The organism is Candidatus Clostridium radicumherbarum (assembly GCF_045310525.1).
Taxonomy (GTDB): Bacteria; Bacillota; Clostridia; order Clostridiales; family Clostridiaceae; genus Clostridium_AT; species Clostridium_AT radicumherbarum.
This window is the reverse complement of sequence record NZ_JBJHZY010000002.1, coordinates 46,112-60,547: the sequence shown is the minus strand read 5'-3', so window position 1 is coordinate 60,547 and position 14,436 is coordinate 46,112. Positions and strand designations below refer to the sequence as shown.

Here is a 14,436-nt window from a genome sequence, read left to right as displayed (position 1 = left end):
ATAAATAAATGAAAAAAGAATTTTCTTTGAGCAATGACAAAGTTATGATTAATTTTACTGTTAAGTATTGTGACACTATGGAGAAATTAATAGATAGCAGTGGATTTAGAAGGGTTGTAGCTTCTTATTTAGAAAAAATAATGTATAGAAGGTCTAATATATATAGATATTTAGAAAATAGTTTACAACTAAAGGGTACAGTTGAGTTAACTGATGAAGTTATTAGACTTTTAAAGCTGCTTACAATAGAGAAATCAGAAAATATAATAAAGTTGAATGAGAAATATAAGAGTATTTTCATAAAGAAGGAAAATTTTATTGACTTAATTGAAGATTTATATAACTTTTGGAGAAGGCTTGAAAGATATACTTTAATTCACAACAGTAGAGTTAATGGACTAGAAGGATATGAGAGTGTAAGTTTTCTTGATGCCAATATTAATTTTTCAAAACTTGTACTTAATACCTACAGAAGAATAGAGGAACATATATTAGGATACAAACCATCAGTATATAGGCAGCTTCCTGCTGGAGGAAATGCAGGTATTATTGTAAATAGCAATAAGTGGGATATACCAATGGAGTATAGTATGTTAAAAAATATACCTTTTATTAGTTCAATTATGATTGATCCACCATTTATTTCATATCCTAAAAAGAATACAAGAGACGGAATTTTTATGGAGGTCTTTGATAATCCCCTTAGTGACGTAAATTTAAATAAAGACCACTTCTTTTGTTTTCCGGCAAAGGTTGGAACATTACTTGCTTATATTTATTTTCACAGAGATTTTATGTCTCATGGAGTAACACTTTGCAATTTATTTGAGATGGCAAAGGAAGAGGAATATAAGGGTGTTAAACCTGATATTATCTATGTCTTTGGAGCACGAGCTAATGATAATAAAGTTGAAACAGTATTTTATAATGATAATGCAAATAATATTATGCTCGGCTTAGTGACCTATGGTAATGAAATAGATTATTTCGGATATATGAAAAAAATGACCTTAACCCTCCACAATCTAATTATGATAAAAAGAGGGTACCTTCCAATTCATGGGGCCATGGTTAATATTGTTATGAAAAATGGGAAAGCGGCTAATGTGATAATAATGGGAGACAGCGGAGCGGGGAAATCTGAAAGTCTAGAAGCCTTTAGGGGTTTAAGTGAAGACTATATCAGTGATATGACTGTGGTCTTTGATGATATGGGAGTATTGAAGCTTAATGATAAAGGTAAAGCCTTAGGCTATGGCACTGAAACAGGGGCATTTGTAAGACTGGATGATTTAGACCAAGGTTATGCCTTTAAAGAGATTGATAGAAGTATATTTATGAATCCAGATAAAATAAATGCAAGGCTTGTTATGCCTGTTGCAACCTATAAAGAAGTAGTTAAGGGATACCCTATTGATTTATTATTATATGCAAATAATTATGAAGAGGTTAAGGAGGGAGATTCTGAAATTGAATACTTTCTATCTCCTAAGGCAGCAATAGAGACTTTTAGGGAAGGAGCAAGAATGGCTAAAGGCACGACAACAGAAAAGGGTCTAGTAAAATCATATTTTGCAAATCCCTTTGGTCCTGTGCAAAGAAGAGAAGATATGGAGAAACTCTTACCTTTGTATTTTGATAATTTCTTTACCACGGGAGTAAAGGTTGGCCAAATAAATACATGTTTGGCCATAGAAGGCAAAGAAAAAGATGGTCCTAAAAAAGCAGCAATTAAATTATTTGAAATAATTAAAAATTTATAAAGCTAAGCAATGAAACTTTTTAAAAACACATAAATATAATTTACCTATTAAAAATGCAAACAACTTTTAAGCAGTTGTTTGCATTTTTAAATAATTCCATAGTTATCTAACTACTTCGTCATGTCTATCATAACCTCTATCTCTACCGAAGAACGAAATTGCGTATATCCCTGCAATACCAACAACGGCATATATTACTCTTGATAAAGTAGTCATTTCTCCAAAAAGAGCAGAGATTAAATTAAAGTTAAAAAAACCTATTAATCCCCAATTAACTGCACCAATTACGACAAACAATAAAACTAGAGCATCTAATGTTCTCATAATCCTATCTCCTTTACAAATATTTAGTCATTAATAGTATCCGCGTATTTTTAAAAATTATGAAAAAAATTATGAAAAATATTATTTAGTTTTTGCTCAATATAAAAAAATTGTAAAAAAAAAGCCTTATAGGCTTTAAAAGTTGCAGTTTAATTTTATATTTCTATCTATAGGTTTAAGAAGTGAAATAAAAGCATTTGTACTCTGTACACCATTTATATTTTGTATTTTATTCATAAGTATATCCTGTAGGTGAGAAATATTTTTACATAATAATTTTATAAAAATGGAATATTCTCCAGTTGTATAGTGAAGTTCCACTATTTCATCGATTGTTTTCATATCCTTTAATACTTCAGGATAAGAGGATGCCTTATCTAATTTTATACCTATAAAACAAGAGACATCATAACCAAGCTTTGTATTATCAACAATAAGCTTAGTTCCTGTTATAATCCCAATGTCTTCCATTTTTTTCATTCTAACATGAATTGTGCCTCCACTAACATGGCATTGTCTTGCTATCTCTAAAAATGGAGTCCTAGAATCATTAAAAAGTATACTTAATATTTGAAAATCTAAATCATCAAGTTGAAGATTACATGCCCCATCCATAATTGACCTCCTGAAATATTACTCAGATTTATACAAGCTAATAAAAATATTATAACAGAAAAATATATGTTTGACAATTTTATAACAAGTAATTTATTAAAATATTTATTAATTTTTATATATATTGATAAATCAGCCCAAATGCTTCATAATAGTTATATATTAAATATCACTAATGGAGGTAAAGAAATTATGCCAAGTTGGTCTAAATTAATTTTGGAAATGCTTGTATTTGCCATAGCTATTCTAATTATTTACAATGGACTAAAATACTTCATTTTAGATAAAGTAAAGGTAAATAGGTGGATAGTAATAGCAATAGCAATTGTTTTTCTAGTTGCACCGAGTTTCTTAGGTGTTGATCAAAAAAATCCACTTTGGGTTTATGGCCCTTCCGGAATTTTTATTATTCTTTTCCTTTGGTTTATTGATTTAAGCGGTTGGAGCAAGAGAAAAGCAGCAGATAATGCTTCAATAAACACTTACTACAAAAAAGGAAATAAAAAGGATATTAAAATTAAGCCTAAAGCAAAGCCTAATAGAGTAAAAAATAAAAAGGATTAAATTAAAGACATATGTCTTTAATTTAATCCTTTTATTAATGTGGCACAAGAAACGTCCTATGACACATAGTGAAAAATTTATCAGGCATTAACTTTAACTGCATCCAGTTGTGGAGCCGCAATCTAAACATACCTTACATGTTCCATTCATGACCATCCTTGTACTTGAGCAGGTAGGGCATGTAGCTCCATATAATTTTACACCTTCCTCACCATTTTTGTGAGGAAGTTCAGGCTGAGCAGCAGCTACTTCTTCACTAATGCTGCCTATAGAAGCATGTTGATGATATGGAGAGTTTTCAGCAGTATTTTTAGTATAAGCTTCTGGCTTAACTTGACATCTAGTATAATCCCCAAGTTCAATGTCTATTATCTTACTTATAAGATCAGAAATTGAGCTTACATGCTTAATATAAGGGTGCTTTTGTACAAAACCATATGGCTCATATTTTTGCCCTCTAAGCATTCTAGCAATATCTTTTGGAGGAACATGATATTGAAGCATAACTGAAATAGATTTAGAAAGTGAATTTAAGAGTCCAGTTATTATTGTACCTTCTCTATCTGTGGTAATATATATCTCAGAAATTTCTCCATCCTCGCGTCTATTGACGGTTGTATACACTTTAACATCTTCAATTTGAGCTGGATGAGTCGTTCCGTATCTTATCCCAGTAGGCTTATCACGTTTTGAATAATGCCTTTCAGATTGAAACTCTTTAGCCTTTTGAAGAAGTTGTGCATAAGTCAGATTTTCTAAATTTACTTCTTCACTTTCTGAAAGAAGGTTCGTATTAAGTGGCTGAGCGGCTTTGGAGGAGTCTCTATAAAGTGTAATACCTTTTATTCCTAACTCCCAGGAAGTAAGAACTACATCTTTAAAGTCATCCACTGTAGCATTTTTTGGAAGATTCACTGTCTTTGAAACAGCTCCAGAAATAAGTGGAGTTATAGCTGCAACCATAGCTACATGTCCCATAGGCTTAATATATCTATCTCCGCTGCCACATTTATTTGCTGTATCAAATATAGCTAAGTGCTCCTCTTTTAGATGGGGAGCTCCTTCGATTTTACCATCTAAAATTCTCTCATATTCAAAGTCGTTTTCAAGTACGGTTTCTTTTCTGAGAACATAATCTAAAATTTCCTCAATCTCTTCGCTTGAGTAGTTTAAGTTTTCTAAGGACATTTCAAGGCATGGATTTACTACTGTCATATATCCGCCGCCTACAAGTTTTTTGTATACTATGTGGCTAAAGAAAGGCTCAATGGAGGTAGCTGTACAGTCCATTGCAAATGAAATTGTACCAGTAGGGGCTATTACTGAAACCTGTGCATTTCTATAACCATATTTATTTCCGTTTTCCAAAGCATTTTTCCATACATTTTTTAAAGAATCACTAAAAGAAGTTAAATTCAAATTAGCTAATATTTCATGATTAACCTTTACTGGATTATAATTTAAACCTTCATAGTCAGATGCTTCAGCACCGGCTACTCTTGCATGATTCCTGATAACCCTCAGCATATGCTCCTTATTAATATCATATTTTCTAAAAGGACCTGCCTTTTCTGCCATTATTGACGATACATAATAGGAATGACCTGTCATAATTCCTATTAATGATGAAGCTATTGCCCTACTTTCTTCAGAATCATATGGAAATCCTAGTACCATAAATAGTGCTGCTAAGTTAGAGAGTCCTAAACCAGTAGTTCTAAACATGTAAGTTTTTCTTGCAATGTCTTCTGTAGGAAATTGTCCCCAATGAATGGAAGCTTCAAGTGCAAGCTGAATTAACCCTACAAAATGTATGTAGCCTTGAACATCAAAACTTTTTGTTTCATGCTCATAGAACTTAAATATATTTATGGAGGCTAAGTTACAGGAGGTATCATCTAAGAAAGCATATTCACCACAAGGATTAGTGGAATTTATTCTATTATGTTTTGCGCTATAAATTCCATCTTCACCAGCAGGACAAGTATGCCAAGCGTTAAATGTTTCATCAAATTGTGGAGCTGGGTCTGCGCAATGCCATGCAGAATAATTAAATTTATCCCAAAGCTCTTTAACTTTTATGTTTCTGTTAACTTTAGAATCCATCCTGCCTTTTAGTTCAATTTCTTCATCAGGATTTAAGCTTAATTCCATAACCTTTTTCATAAATTCATCAGAAAATCTTATTGAATTATTACTGTTTTGACCAGAAACAGTTTCGTAAGCTTCTCCGTCAATATCCATATCGTAGCCCATTTTACCTAAGGCCCTAACTTTGTCTTCTTCCTTTGCCTTCCAGGTAATAAAATCCATTATTTCAGGATGATCTACATCAAGACAAACCATTTTTGCTGCTCTTCTAGTTGTACCGCCAGATTTTATTGCACCAGCATTTCGATCAAGACCTTTTAGAAAGCTCATGAGTCCTGAAGAAACCCCGCCACCAGAAAGTTTTTCACCTTTTGCCCTTAATGTTGAAAAGTTTGTTCCTGTTCCGGACCCACCTTTAAAAAGCTTTGTTTCTGTAACAAATTGTTCAGAAATAGAATGTGCACCTAGAAGTTTATCTTCAATAGATACAATAAAACATGCTGAAGCCTGTGTACGAGAATATGTATCTTCACATTCAACAACCTTATTTAAAGACTCATCATAGAAATAGTTTCCCTGCTTATTACCCTTAATTCCATATGCTAGTGAAAGACCTGTATTAAACCATTGTGGAGAATTTGGGGCATACATCTGATTTAAAAGCCCAAAGACCATTTCGTCATAGAAAATACTTTTTTCATCTTCAGTTTCAATTATACCTTCATCTACAAGTGCTTCAGCCCAAAAGCTAACAAGTCTGTCAGCCACCATTTTCATGCTGTTTTCATAGCCTAAGCTATTAGGTACTCCAGCTCTTCTAAAATATTTTGATGCTATTATATTACATGCATTTTGTGAGTAGTTTTCAGGGAATTCTAGATCTTTCATATCTAAAATCACCTTTGAAGTTTTATAATCCTTCAAAAATACATCAACATTTTTCCAATTAAATAGATCATATACTGTTTTAGTACTATCGTTTTCTAATTCTTTGGTATACATTCTTTTAAGTATTGAATTTAAATGAATTGATTTTTTATCCTTTGATGTGCTGTCCATAGTACAACCCCCGTTATATAAATTACCTATATGTAGTAGTAAAATTGTTTAAATATACCATATATAGTGTTACTCTAATATTATAATTTATTTTATTATATAATTCAATAATATTATCGATATATAAATTCTTATGATTATACCCCAGATAGTATATTTAAACTAAATAAAATTTTCTTCTAAGGAATAAGGCTCTATCTGTAAGTTCTTTTTAAGCTGCAGCAGCCCAGTATTATTTAAATTATTATTTGCTTGAATAAATGGAGGGTTTATGAAATAATATTAAATATAAATACTAAAAAAAATATAGGGGGGATTTATATGGGAGTGCTTAATAATTTAGGCTTAAGTGCATTATTTGGACTTTTAGGAATAGTAATAATGGCTATAGGATATATTATTTTCGATAAAATGATACCTCTTGACTTTAACAAAGAACTTGAAAAAAATAATGTTGCTGTAGCAATTGTCATAGCAGGTCTTTTAATTGGCATAGCAATAATAGTATCTAGAGTCGTTGCTGCATAGCAAATATAGCTTCTACTTAAAAGTAGGAGCTATTTTATTTTCTATATTTTATTGATTTTCTTACAATTAAGGTTTTTCTTTATTTTAGTGGTATGATGATTAGTATTACGAAATAAAGCGAGGATGAATTTATGAAGCTCTTGAGACAATCTGCAATAATACTAGTTATATGTTTATTAGGAGAGATGATTAATAAAATTATTGAGATCCCTATTCCAGGAAATGTTATAGGTATGGTATTACTCTTAATTTTCCTTTCTACAGGAATAATTAAATTAAGGCATATTGACAAGGTAAGTGATTTTCTACTAGATCATTTAGCTTTCTTTTTTGTACCTGCAGGTGTACAAATTTTAACAAGCTTTGATATTCTAAGAGGAAGCTTGTTTTCAATTTTGGTAATTATTTTTATTTCTACAATAGTCGTTTTAGTAGTAACAGGATTTACAGTACAAATTTTAAAGGGAGGCTGCAGTCATGAAGGAAATAATTAGTACTCCACTATTTGGTATTACGATTTCACTAATAGCCTATGAAATTGGAATTTATTTAAATAAGAAGACAAAATTAGCAGTCCTGAATCCTTTATTTGTAAGTCAAGCTTTAATAATATTGTTACTTCTAACAGCGAATATAAAATTTGAAGACTACAATAAAGGTGGACAATATATTTCCTTCTTTTTAGCACCTGCAACAGTAGTACTTGCAGTGCCGCTTTATAAGAAAATTAACGTGCTTAAATCAAATGCCTTGCCTATAATAGCAGGTATAACCATTGGCTCAACTTGCGGAATGCTAAGCATTATATTACTAGCAAAACTTTTTAATGTAAGCATTGCATTAAAGAGTTCTCTTGTACCTAAATCAGTTACAACTCCAATAGGTGTTGCAATCTCCAGTCAACTTAATGGCATACCATCAGTTACAGTTGCAGCAATTATAATTACAGGCATTTTTGGTGCAATAGTTGGGCCATTTATTTGTAAGATGTTTAAAATAAAAGACAAGGTTTCAATAGGAGTAGCAATTGGAACTGCCTCACATGCATTAGGAACTACAAAAGCAGTGGAAATAGGAGAAACAGAAGGCGCAATGAGCAGTCTGGCTGTGGGAATAGCTGGACTTTTTACAGTTATAATAGCTCCCTTATTAGTAAAGCTATTTACTTTATTAAAATTATTTTAAACTAGTTAAATATAATATATTTTGTTATAAATAATTTTTCAAATGATTAAGGAAAGTTCAAAAGCAATTTGAATGTTATTGAAATCAGCTAAAATAAAGTGTTAAAATGAACTAAAATAAAATTATTTTGTATTGGAGGTAATTATGTTTAAATTAGATGGTTTAAATAAAATGAGTACTGAACAAAAATATAAATATATGCTTATACTATTAGAAGGTCAGTTAAGTTCAGAAACGGACAGCCTAGCTAACTTATGCAACGCCGGGGCAATTATTAAGGCTGTAATAGATAGATTAAATTGGGCTGGTTTTTATATTATGAGAGATGAGGAATTAATACTTGGACCATTTCAAGGCCTTCCTGCTTGTAATAGAATTAATCTAGGTAAGGGAGTTTGCGGAACTGCAGCTTTAGAAAGAAAGGTACAAAGAATAAATAATGTTCATGATTTTCCAGGGCATATAGCCTGTGACTCAGCCTCTAATTCTGAACTTGTAATTCCAATAATTAAAGATGAAGTTATTTATGGTGTTTTAGATTTGGATAGTCCAGAACTAAACAGATTTAGCGAACTAGAAGAAAAATATTTAGTTTTATTTGTTGAAAAATTAAATAAGTATATAGACTGGAAAAGTATATAAGAAGCCTAATGGGCTTCTTTTTTAATAAATAAAAATAAAAACAAAATATGTGAATTAATAACCCGTTATGTGATTAAATGCTAAAGATGGTGTCAATAATTAAGTATATGGTGGACATGTTCTACATATATTATAAAGAAACTTTATCCGTATTTTAAAATATAATGGGGGTATAAAAATGAGAGGAGACTATGACATTGTTGAAGATCTAGAGCTTAGAGAAAGTAAACTTAAGGTTAACAATAAATTTATTAAGGTATTAATAATAGTTTTAATTTTCGTTGTATTATATGGACTATGCTTTAATTTAGTTTATATTTTTTCCTATCATAAGATTGAGAATAGTAATGATATGAAATTAAATACGTCTAATAAAATTTATATTATAGAACAAAAACTAAGAAAAGACTTAGATAATATGAATTTAAAAAATAAAAATTAAGCTTGTCATTAATTTCTTTAATGTTATAATTTAATAAATATATTCTGGTTTTGGAGATTTATTATGGATAAAATATTAGTAACTGGAGCTTCTGGATTTTTAGCATCCAGGTTCTGTGAATATTATAAGAGCAAGTATGATATTACAGCCTTGAAAAAAAGTGATTTGGATATTCGAGACGAAAAAAAGGTATCAGAAATATTTAAGTCTTTAAGGCCTCAATATGTTCTTCATACAGCTGCCATTGCAGACACAGCTAAATGTGAAGAAGATAAGGCTGCTTCCTATGATATTAACGTTACAGGATCCATAAATATTGCTAAAGCCTGTAATTTAGTTAAAACTAAAATGATAAATTTAAGTACAGAACAAATTTTTAACGGCAATATAGAAGCAGGTCCTTACAGTGAAAAAACAGAGCCTATACCTAATACAACTTATGGGCAGCATAAGCTAACTGCTGAAAAAGAAATTGAAAAGATATTAGAAGATAAATGGATTTTAAGACTTACCTGGATTTTTGGTGTACCAGAACGTTTTCGTAAGGTTAATCCAAATATTTTATGGAATGTAGTTGCAGCTTCTATAAGTGGTAATAAGATACTTGTACCTTCCCATGAATATAGGGGTATGACTTATGTTTATGATTTATTGAAAAATATAGAAAAAATTATGGAAATCCCTTATGGAACTTATCATACAGGCAGTGAAAATGATCTTTCAACCTTTGACATTGCTGAAGTTATAGTAAAGAAGCTTGGCATTAGTCATAGATTAAATGAAATAATAGTAAAAGACGATGCAAGATATAATAAGCAGCAAAGAGATATTAGAATAACTAATAAAAAATTAAAAAAGCTTGGAATAGATTTCTTAAATACTGAAGAAGCTATAAGTCTTTGTATTAAAGAATTTAATTTAGCAAAGTAAATTTCAAGAGACGTTAAGGTTTCTTATGTAGATATACAATAACCAAACAAAAGCTAATATTGGAGATGAGTTACTTGGAGATATCTAGAATAAATAGAAATACCCCAATTACCTCTGAAGATAAAAAGGGTATAGGAATTAAAAAGGATTTTTCGCAGAGCTTTAATTTTGCACGAGATAGAAAAAATGAAGAACAATTAAAACGTATACTTGAGGATATAAAGAAAAAGGGGAATAGACTAGCTGTAACAAAATGTTATTCTGATGTACATGCCTATAAGAAAATGATAAAGGAATATCTTAAATCTGTACTTTCTTATATGTATGAAATTAATAAGGATATTAGTTTTTGGCAGACACAATATTTTATGACTGTAGACATAATTGATAATAAACTAAAGGAATTAACTGAAATGCTGCTTTTAGATGAAAAAGATAATTTAAAGATAGCTTCAACTATAGATGAAATAAGCGGCCTAGTTGTAGATATTTATAAATAGAGATAAAAAGCTAGACACTGAAATGTGGGAAACTAGTTAGAACATTGAGGAAGATTAGTAAATAATCTTCTTAAGTTCAGTTTTCTCAGTATATTCAGTGTCTAATTTTTTAGGAATAATTTAATAATATTGCTTTACATGATGATTTATTAAATTATATAAATGAATTGAAGCTAGCATCTGAAGGCATTCGTAAGTCTCCTCGAGGAGAAAGACTTACAGTTCCAACCTTTGGTCCATCAGGAAGCGCTGAGCGTTTAAACTGCTGAGTGAAAAATCTTTTAATGAATTTATCCAGCCATTTTTCTATAACCTCTTCGTTGTAGCAATCTTTAAAGGCAATTTTAGCTAAAAATAAAATTTTATCTTTGGAGGCACCTTGCCTTATAAAATAGTATAGGAAAAAGTCATGAAGTTCATAAGGACCTACTAAATCTTCAGTTTTTTGAGATATTTCACCATTTTTATCCTTTGGAAGCAGTTCTGGGCTTACCGGAGTATCTAATATATCTAGTAATATATTAGATATTTGGCCATGAACTTCCTTCAATGCAACATACTTAACTAAATATCTAACAAGGGTTTTAGGAATAGAGCAATTCACCGAATACATGGACATGTGATCCCCGTTGTAAGTAGCCCAGCCAAGTGCAAGCTCCGATAAATCACCAGTACCAACTAATATACCTCCCTCTTTATTTGAAAGATCCATTAGAATTTGTGTTCTTTCTCTCGCTTGAACATTTTCATAAGTAACATCATGTACATTAGCATCATGACCAATATCTTTAAAATGCTGAAGGCAGGCAGGCACAATATTTACTTCTCTAAAATCTGTACCTAGTTTTTTGCAAAGATTTACTGCATTACTATAGGTTCTATCTGTAGTGCCAAATCCAGGCATAGTTACTGATATAATATTCTTTAAAGGAAGCTTTAAAACTTCAAAAGCTTCAACTGCTACAAGTAAGGCTAATGTAGAGTCAAGTCCACCTGAAATTCCGATAACAACTTTGTTAAGACCAGTATGAGAAAGTCTTTTACAGAGAGCTGAGGCTTGAATATTAAATATCTCTCTGCAGCGATAATCTCGTAGTTTTTCATTAGATGGTACAAAAGGATGTTTTGGGATTAACCTATTAAAAATTACAATCTCCGTACTTTGAAATTCAAAAGGAATTTCTCTTATTTCATTCGTATTAATTAAGCTCCTATCACTAAAACTTATATTTCTAAGTCTTTCATTACTTAATTTATCAATATCCACAATTGAGGTAACAATTTCATTTTCTCTTTGAAAGCGATTATTTTCCTCTAACATAAGGCCGTTTTCTGAAATTAAAAGGTGTCCGCTGAAAACTAAGTCAGTGGAGGATTCAAATACTCCTGAAGAAGCATAAATATATGAGCACATACAACGTGCACTTTGAGATTCCACAAGATTTCTTCGATAATCTGCCTTGCTAACAATCTCATTTGAGGCTGAAAGATTACCAATAATATTAGCACCCTTTAATGCAAGGTAGGAGCTAGGAGGTATAGTAACCCATAAATCCTCACATATTTCAAAGGCAAACTTATACTCTCCGGCAGTAAATATCAAGTCTATTCCAAAGGGAACATTTGCTTGAAAGGAGATGTTTACTAATTTATTTAAAACATTTAATCCTGAAGAAAACCATCTTTTCTCATAGAACTCAGTATAATTTGGAATATAACTTTTAGGAACTATTCCTAAGAGCTTACCGTTAAATATAACATAGGCACAGTTATACATGCTGGAATTTAATATATAAGGTGCTCCTACTACAATTAATATATCCTTATTTTTGGAAAACCCACATAGATCCTCAATTGCCTTTAAAGATTTAATATAAAGACTTTGATTCAGAAATAAGTCTGAGCAGGTATAGGAGGTAATACAAAGTTCCGGAAAAACTACAAGTTTTGAATTTGCCTCTAGAGATTTACTTATACATTCTTTAATATTACTTAAATTAAAATCTATATCAGCCACATTAGTTACAGGGCAGGCTGCAGCAACTTTTATAAAATTCATCTTCTCAGCTCCTATTCAAGTTTTATTTTTATATATTTTTCAAATTCAACATTATTATACCATCACAATATAAGTAATAAAATAATAAGAAGATTATTGATAAAAAAGATTATGAATTTTCCAATGTTTGTTATATAATTAAAGATAAGCAACATTAATAATTTAAAGCAATGTAAAAAAGGAGGGATAAGGTGGAGCTATTGATATTATGGATAATTATATCTATATCAGCATTACTGATAGATATTGTCACAAGTGCCTTTTTATTTCTTTGGTTTACAATTGGCGGTATAGCTGCAATTATAGCCCTGATTTTTAATTATAGCTTTACTGTGCAGCTTATAGTTTTCATAGCAATAAGTGCAATTTCTATGGGAATAGGCTATCCAGCTGTGCGGAAATATTTAGGCAGGTCAGTTACAAAGACTACCACCATGGAAGAAGGCTATATTAATAGAGTGATTATTGTAGATGAGGACTTTATTGAAACAGCTAAGGTTAAAATTGATGGAATATATTGGACTGTTAAAAATTATGGTGAACCTATAAAAAGAGGTGACAGTGTAGTTATTACTACCATTGAAGGAAATAAATTAATAGTAAAAAAACAAAATTTAGAAAAGGAGATTGAATAATATGGGTGCTGGATCATTATTTGTTTTAGTCATATTTATTATTTTACTTTTACTTGTAACTGCTTCAATAAAAATCGTAAACACAGGAAGTGTATATGTTGTTGAAAGAATTGGTCAATTTCACAGGGTATTAGAACCAGGGTGGCATTTTGTTATACCCTTTGTTGATTTTGTTAGGAAAAAGGTTTCTACTAAGCAGCAAATATTAGATATTGAGCCGCAAAGTGTTATAACCAAAGATAATGTAAAGATATCCATTGACAATGTTATATTTTATAAGGCTATGAATGCAAGAGATGCAGTATATAACATTGAAAGCTTTAAATCTGGTATAGTTTATTCAACAATTACCAATATGAGAAACATAGTTGGTAATATGACACTAGATGAAGTTCTATCAGGTAGAGATAAAATAAATTCAGAGCTCTTAATGGTAGTTGACGAAATAACAGACGCATATGGTATAAAGATTTTATCTGTAGAAATTAAAAATATAATTCCTCCAGCAGAAATTCAGCAGGCAATGGAAAAACAAATGCGTGCAGAAAGAGATAAGAGAGCAACAATACTCCAGGCAGAAGGCCAAAAACAAGGGGATATTGCTAGGGCAGAAGGAGAAAAACAAGCTAAAATACTAGCTGCTGAAGCTGAGAAAGAAGCTTCAATAAGACGTGCAGAAGGACTTAAGGAATCACAGCTATTAGAAGCAGAAGGTAAAGCGAGAGCTATTGAAACAATTGCTAAAGCACAAGCAACTGCCATAACCCAAGTGAATGAAGCAATAATTGAGTCAGGTACAAATGAAACTGTAATTGCATTAAAACAGGTAGAAGCACTTGTAGAAATGGCTAAAAATCCAGCTAATAAGCTTATTATTCCAAATGAGGCTATTTCATCCTTTGGTAATATTGCTGCTATTGGAGAAATGTTAAAAAAGTAAATTAAAGTATAACCTCTTACTTTTAAAAAAACTGTGTTGATTTTACCATAAAATCACACAGTTTTTTACTTAAAAATTAACTATAAATATATTTTTTAATGCAGGTAACAAAAAAATATATCTGATATTAAACTAAAACAATTGTAATTCAATGCCTGC

At 30.8% G+C, this 14,436-nt stretch carries 15 protein-coding genes; 11 read left to right on the top strand and 4 right to left on the bottom strand.

Annotation, left to right across the window (positions count from 1 at the left end; genetic code table 11):
* The first annotated feature begins 8 nt into the window (after nt 1-8).
* Nucleotides 9-1,763 (top strand): phosphoenolpyruvate carboxykinase (ATP), encoded by a 1,755-nt coding sequence (locus ACJDUH_RS10115; protein WP_406765094.1) that lies wholly within the window; start codon nt 9-11, stop codon nt 1,761-1,763.
* 102 nt (nt 1,764-1,865) lie between these two features.
* Here ACJDUH_RS10115 and ACJDUH_RS10110 read toward each other — a convergent pair whose 3' ends face one another.
* On the bottom strand, nt 1,866-2,087 hold the full coding sequence (locus tag ACJDUH_RS10110; protein ID WP_406765093.1) for a DUF378 domain-containing protein: 222 nt from the start codon (nt 2,085-2,087) through the stop codon (nt 1,866-1,868).
* Between the two features lie 135 nt (nt 2,088-2,222).
* Nucleotides 2,223-2,702, bottom strand: a complete 480-nt coding sequence (locus tag ACJDUH_RS10105) for an Lrp/AsnC ligand binding domain-containing protein (RefSeq protein WP_406765092.1) — start codon at nt 2,700-2,702, stop codon at nt 2,223-2,225.
* 192 nt (nt 2,703-2,894) lie between these two features.
* Here ACJDUH_RS10105 and ACJDUH_RS10100 point away from each other — a divergent pair, with 192 nt between their 5' ends.
* Complete coding sequence (locus ACJDUH_RS10100) at nt 2,895-3,266, top strand: hypothetical protein (RefSeq protein ID WP_406765091.1); 372 nt, start codon at nt 2,895-2,897, stop codon at nt 3,264-3,266.
* Between the two features lie 93 nt (nt 3,267-3,359).
* Here the strand turns inward: ACJDUH_RS10100 and ACJDUH_RS10095 are convergent, their stop codons facing one another.
* Nucleotides 3,360-6,416: a vitamin B12-dependent ribonucleotide reductase gene (locus ACJDUH_RS10095; protein WP_406765090.1), complete on the bottom strand. Its 3,057-nt coding sequence runs from the start codon at nt 6,414-6,416 to the stop codon at nt 3,360-3,362.
* 321 nt (nt 6,417-6,737) lie between these two features.
* Here ACJDUH_RS10095 and ACJDUH_RS10090 point away from each other — a divergent pair, with 321 nt between their 5' ends.
* From ACJDUH_RS10090 to ACJDUH_RS10060, 7 genes are all read left to right on the top strand, one after another.
* On the top strand, nt 6,738-6,944 hold the full coding sequence (locus ACJDUH_RS10090) for a DUF350 domain-containing protein (protein ID WP_406765089.1): 207 nt from the start codon (nt 6,738-6,740) through the stop codon (nt 6,942-6,944).
* 131 nt (nt 6,945-7,075) lie between these two features.
* Complete coding sequence (locus ACJDUH_RS10085; RefSeq protein ID WP_406765088.1) at nt 7,076-7,438, top strand: CidA/LrgA family protein; 363 nt, start codon at nt 7,076-7,078, stop codon at nt 7,436-7,438.
* The gene (locus ACJDUH_RS10080; RefSeq protein WP_406765087.1) at nt 7,422-8,129 is read left to right on the top strand and encodes an LrgB family protein; all 708 of its coding nucleotides are present in this window, start codon (nt 7,422-7,424) and stop codon (nt 8,127-8,129) included. The genes ACJDUH_RS10085 and ACJDUH_RS10080 overlap by 17 nt, the downstream gene beginning before the upstream one ends.
* A gap of 144 nt (nt 8,130-8,273) precedes the next feature.
* Nucleotides 8,274-8,771: a GAF domain-containing protein gene (locus tag ACJDUH_RS10075; protein ID WP_406765086.1), complete on the top strand. Its 498-nt coding sequence runs from the start codon at nt 8,274-8,276 to the stop codon at nt 8,769-8,771.
* 178 nt (nt 8,772-8,949) lie between these two features.
* The gene (locus tag ACJDUH_RS10070) at nt 8,950-9,213 is read left to right on the top strand and encodes a hypothetical protein (protein ID WP_406765085.1); all 264 of its coding nucleotides are present in this window, start codon (nt 8,950-8,952) and stop codon (nt 9,211-9,213) included.
* 63 nt (nt 9,214-9,276) lie between these two features.
* Nucleotides 9,277-10,143 (top strand): SDR family oxidoreductase, encoded by an 867-nt coding sequence (locus ACJDUH_RS10065; RefSeq protein WP_406765084.1) that lies wholly within the window; start codon nt 9,277-9,279, stop codon nt 10,141-10,143.
* Nucleotides 10,144-10,217: 74 nt separating this feature from the next.
* A complete protein-coding gene (locus tag ACJDUH_RS10060) occupies nt 10,218-10,643 on the top strand; it encodes a YaaR family protein (protein ID WP_406765083.1) in 426 nt (141 codons plus the stop codon).
* A gap of 154 nt (nt 10,644-10,797) precedes the next feature.
* Here ACJDUH_RS10060 and ACJDUH_RS10055 read toward each other — a convergent pair whose 3' ends face one another.
* Nucleotides 10,798-12,702 carry an NAD(+) synthase gene (locus ACJDUH_RS10055; protein ID WP_406765082.1) on the bottom strand — a complete coding sequence of 635 codons (1,905 nt, stop codon included), beginning with the start codon at nt 12,700-12,702 and terminating at the stop codon, nt 10,798-10,800.
* Nucleotides 12,703-12,893: 191 nt separating this feature from the next.
* On the opposite strand from ACJDUH_RS10055, the gene ACJDUH_RS10050 reads away from it, so the two are divergent.
* Together ACJDUH_RS10050 and ACJDUH_RS10045 are read left to right on the top strand one after the other, a co-directional pair.
* Nucleotides 12,894-13,337 (top strand): NfeD family protein, encoded by a 444-nt coding sequence (locus tag ACJDUH_RS10050; RefSeq protein ID WP_406765081.1) that lies wholly within the window; start codon nt 12,894-12,896, stop codon nt 13,335-13,337.
* Nucleotide 13,338: 1 nt separating this feature from the next.
* The gene (locus tag ACJDUH_RS10045; RefSeq protein WP_406765080.1) at nt 13,339-14,277 is read left to right on the top strand and encodes an SPFH domain-containing protein; all 939 of its coding nucleotides are present in this window, start codon (nt 13,339-13,341) and stop codon (nt 14,275-14,277) included.
* The last annotated feature ends 159 nt before the right edge of the window (nt 14,278-14,436 follow it).

Excerpts from the sequence above, each read along its gene's own strand:
- ACJDUH_RS10065 (WP_406765084.1), top strand. The coding sequence starts at position 9,277 with ATGGATAAAATATTAGTAACTGGAGCTTCTGGATTTTTAGCATCCAGG.
- ACJDUH_RS10095 (WP_406765090.1), bottom strand. The coding sequence starts at position 6,416 with ATGGACAGCACATCAAAGGATAAAAAATCAATTCATTTAAATTCAATA.
- ACJDUH_RS10115 (WP_406765094.1), top strand. The coding sequence starts at position 9 with ATGAAAAAAGAATTTTCTTTGAGCAATGACAAAGTTATGATTAATTTT.
- ACJDUH_RS10105 (WP_406765092.1), bottom strand. The coding sequence starts at position 2,702 with ATGGATGGGGCATGTAATCTTCAACTTGATGATTTAGATTTTCAAATA.
- ACJDUH_RS10045 (WP_406765080.1), top strand. The coding sequence starts at position 13,339 with ATGGGTGCTGGATCATTATTTGTTTTAGTCATATTTATTATTTTACTT.
- ACJDUH_RS10090 (WP_406765089.1), top strand. The coding sequence starts at position 6,738 with ATGGGAGTGCTTAATAATTTAGGCTTAAGTGCATTATTTGGACTTTTA.
- ACJDUH_RS10100 (WP_406765091.1), top strand. The coding sequence starts at position 2,895 with ATGCCAAGTTGGTCTAAATTAATTTTGGAAATGCTTGTATTTGCCATA.
- ACJDUH_RS10075 (WP_406765086.1), top strand. The coding sequence starts at position 8,274 with ATGTTTAAATTAGATGGTTTAAATAAAATGAGTACTGAACAAAAATAT.
- ACJDUH_RS10110 (WP_406765093.1), bottom strand. The coding sequence starts at position 2,087 with ATGAGAACATTAGATGCTCTAGTTTTATTGTTTGTCGTAATTGGTGCA.
- ACJDUH_RS10085 (WP_406765088.1), top strand. The coding sequence starts at position 7,076 with ATGAAGCTCTTGAGACAATCTGCAATAATACTAGTTATATGTTTATTA.
- ACJDUH_RS10070 (WP_406765085.1), top strand. The coding sequence starts at position 8,950 with ATGAGAGGAGACTATGACATTGTTGAAGATCTAGAGCTTAGAGAAAGT.
- ACJDUH_RS10055 (WP_406765082.1), bottom strand. The coding sequence starts at position 12,702 with ATGAATTTTATAAAAGTTGCTGCAGCCTGCCCTGTAACTAATGTGGCT.
- ACJDUH_RS10080 (WP_406765087.1), top strand. The coding sequence starts at position 7,422 with ATGAAGGAAATAATTAGTACTCCACTATTTGGTATTACGATTTCACTA.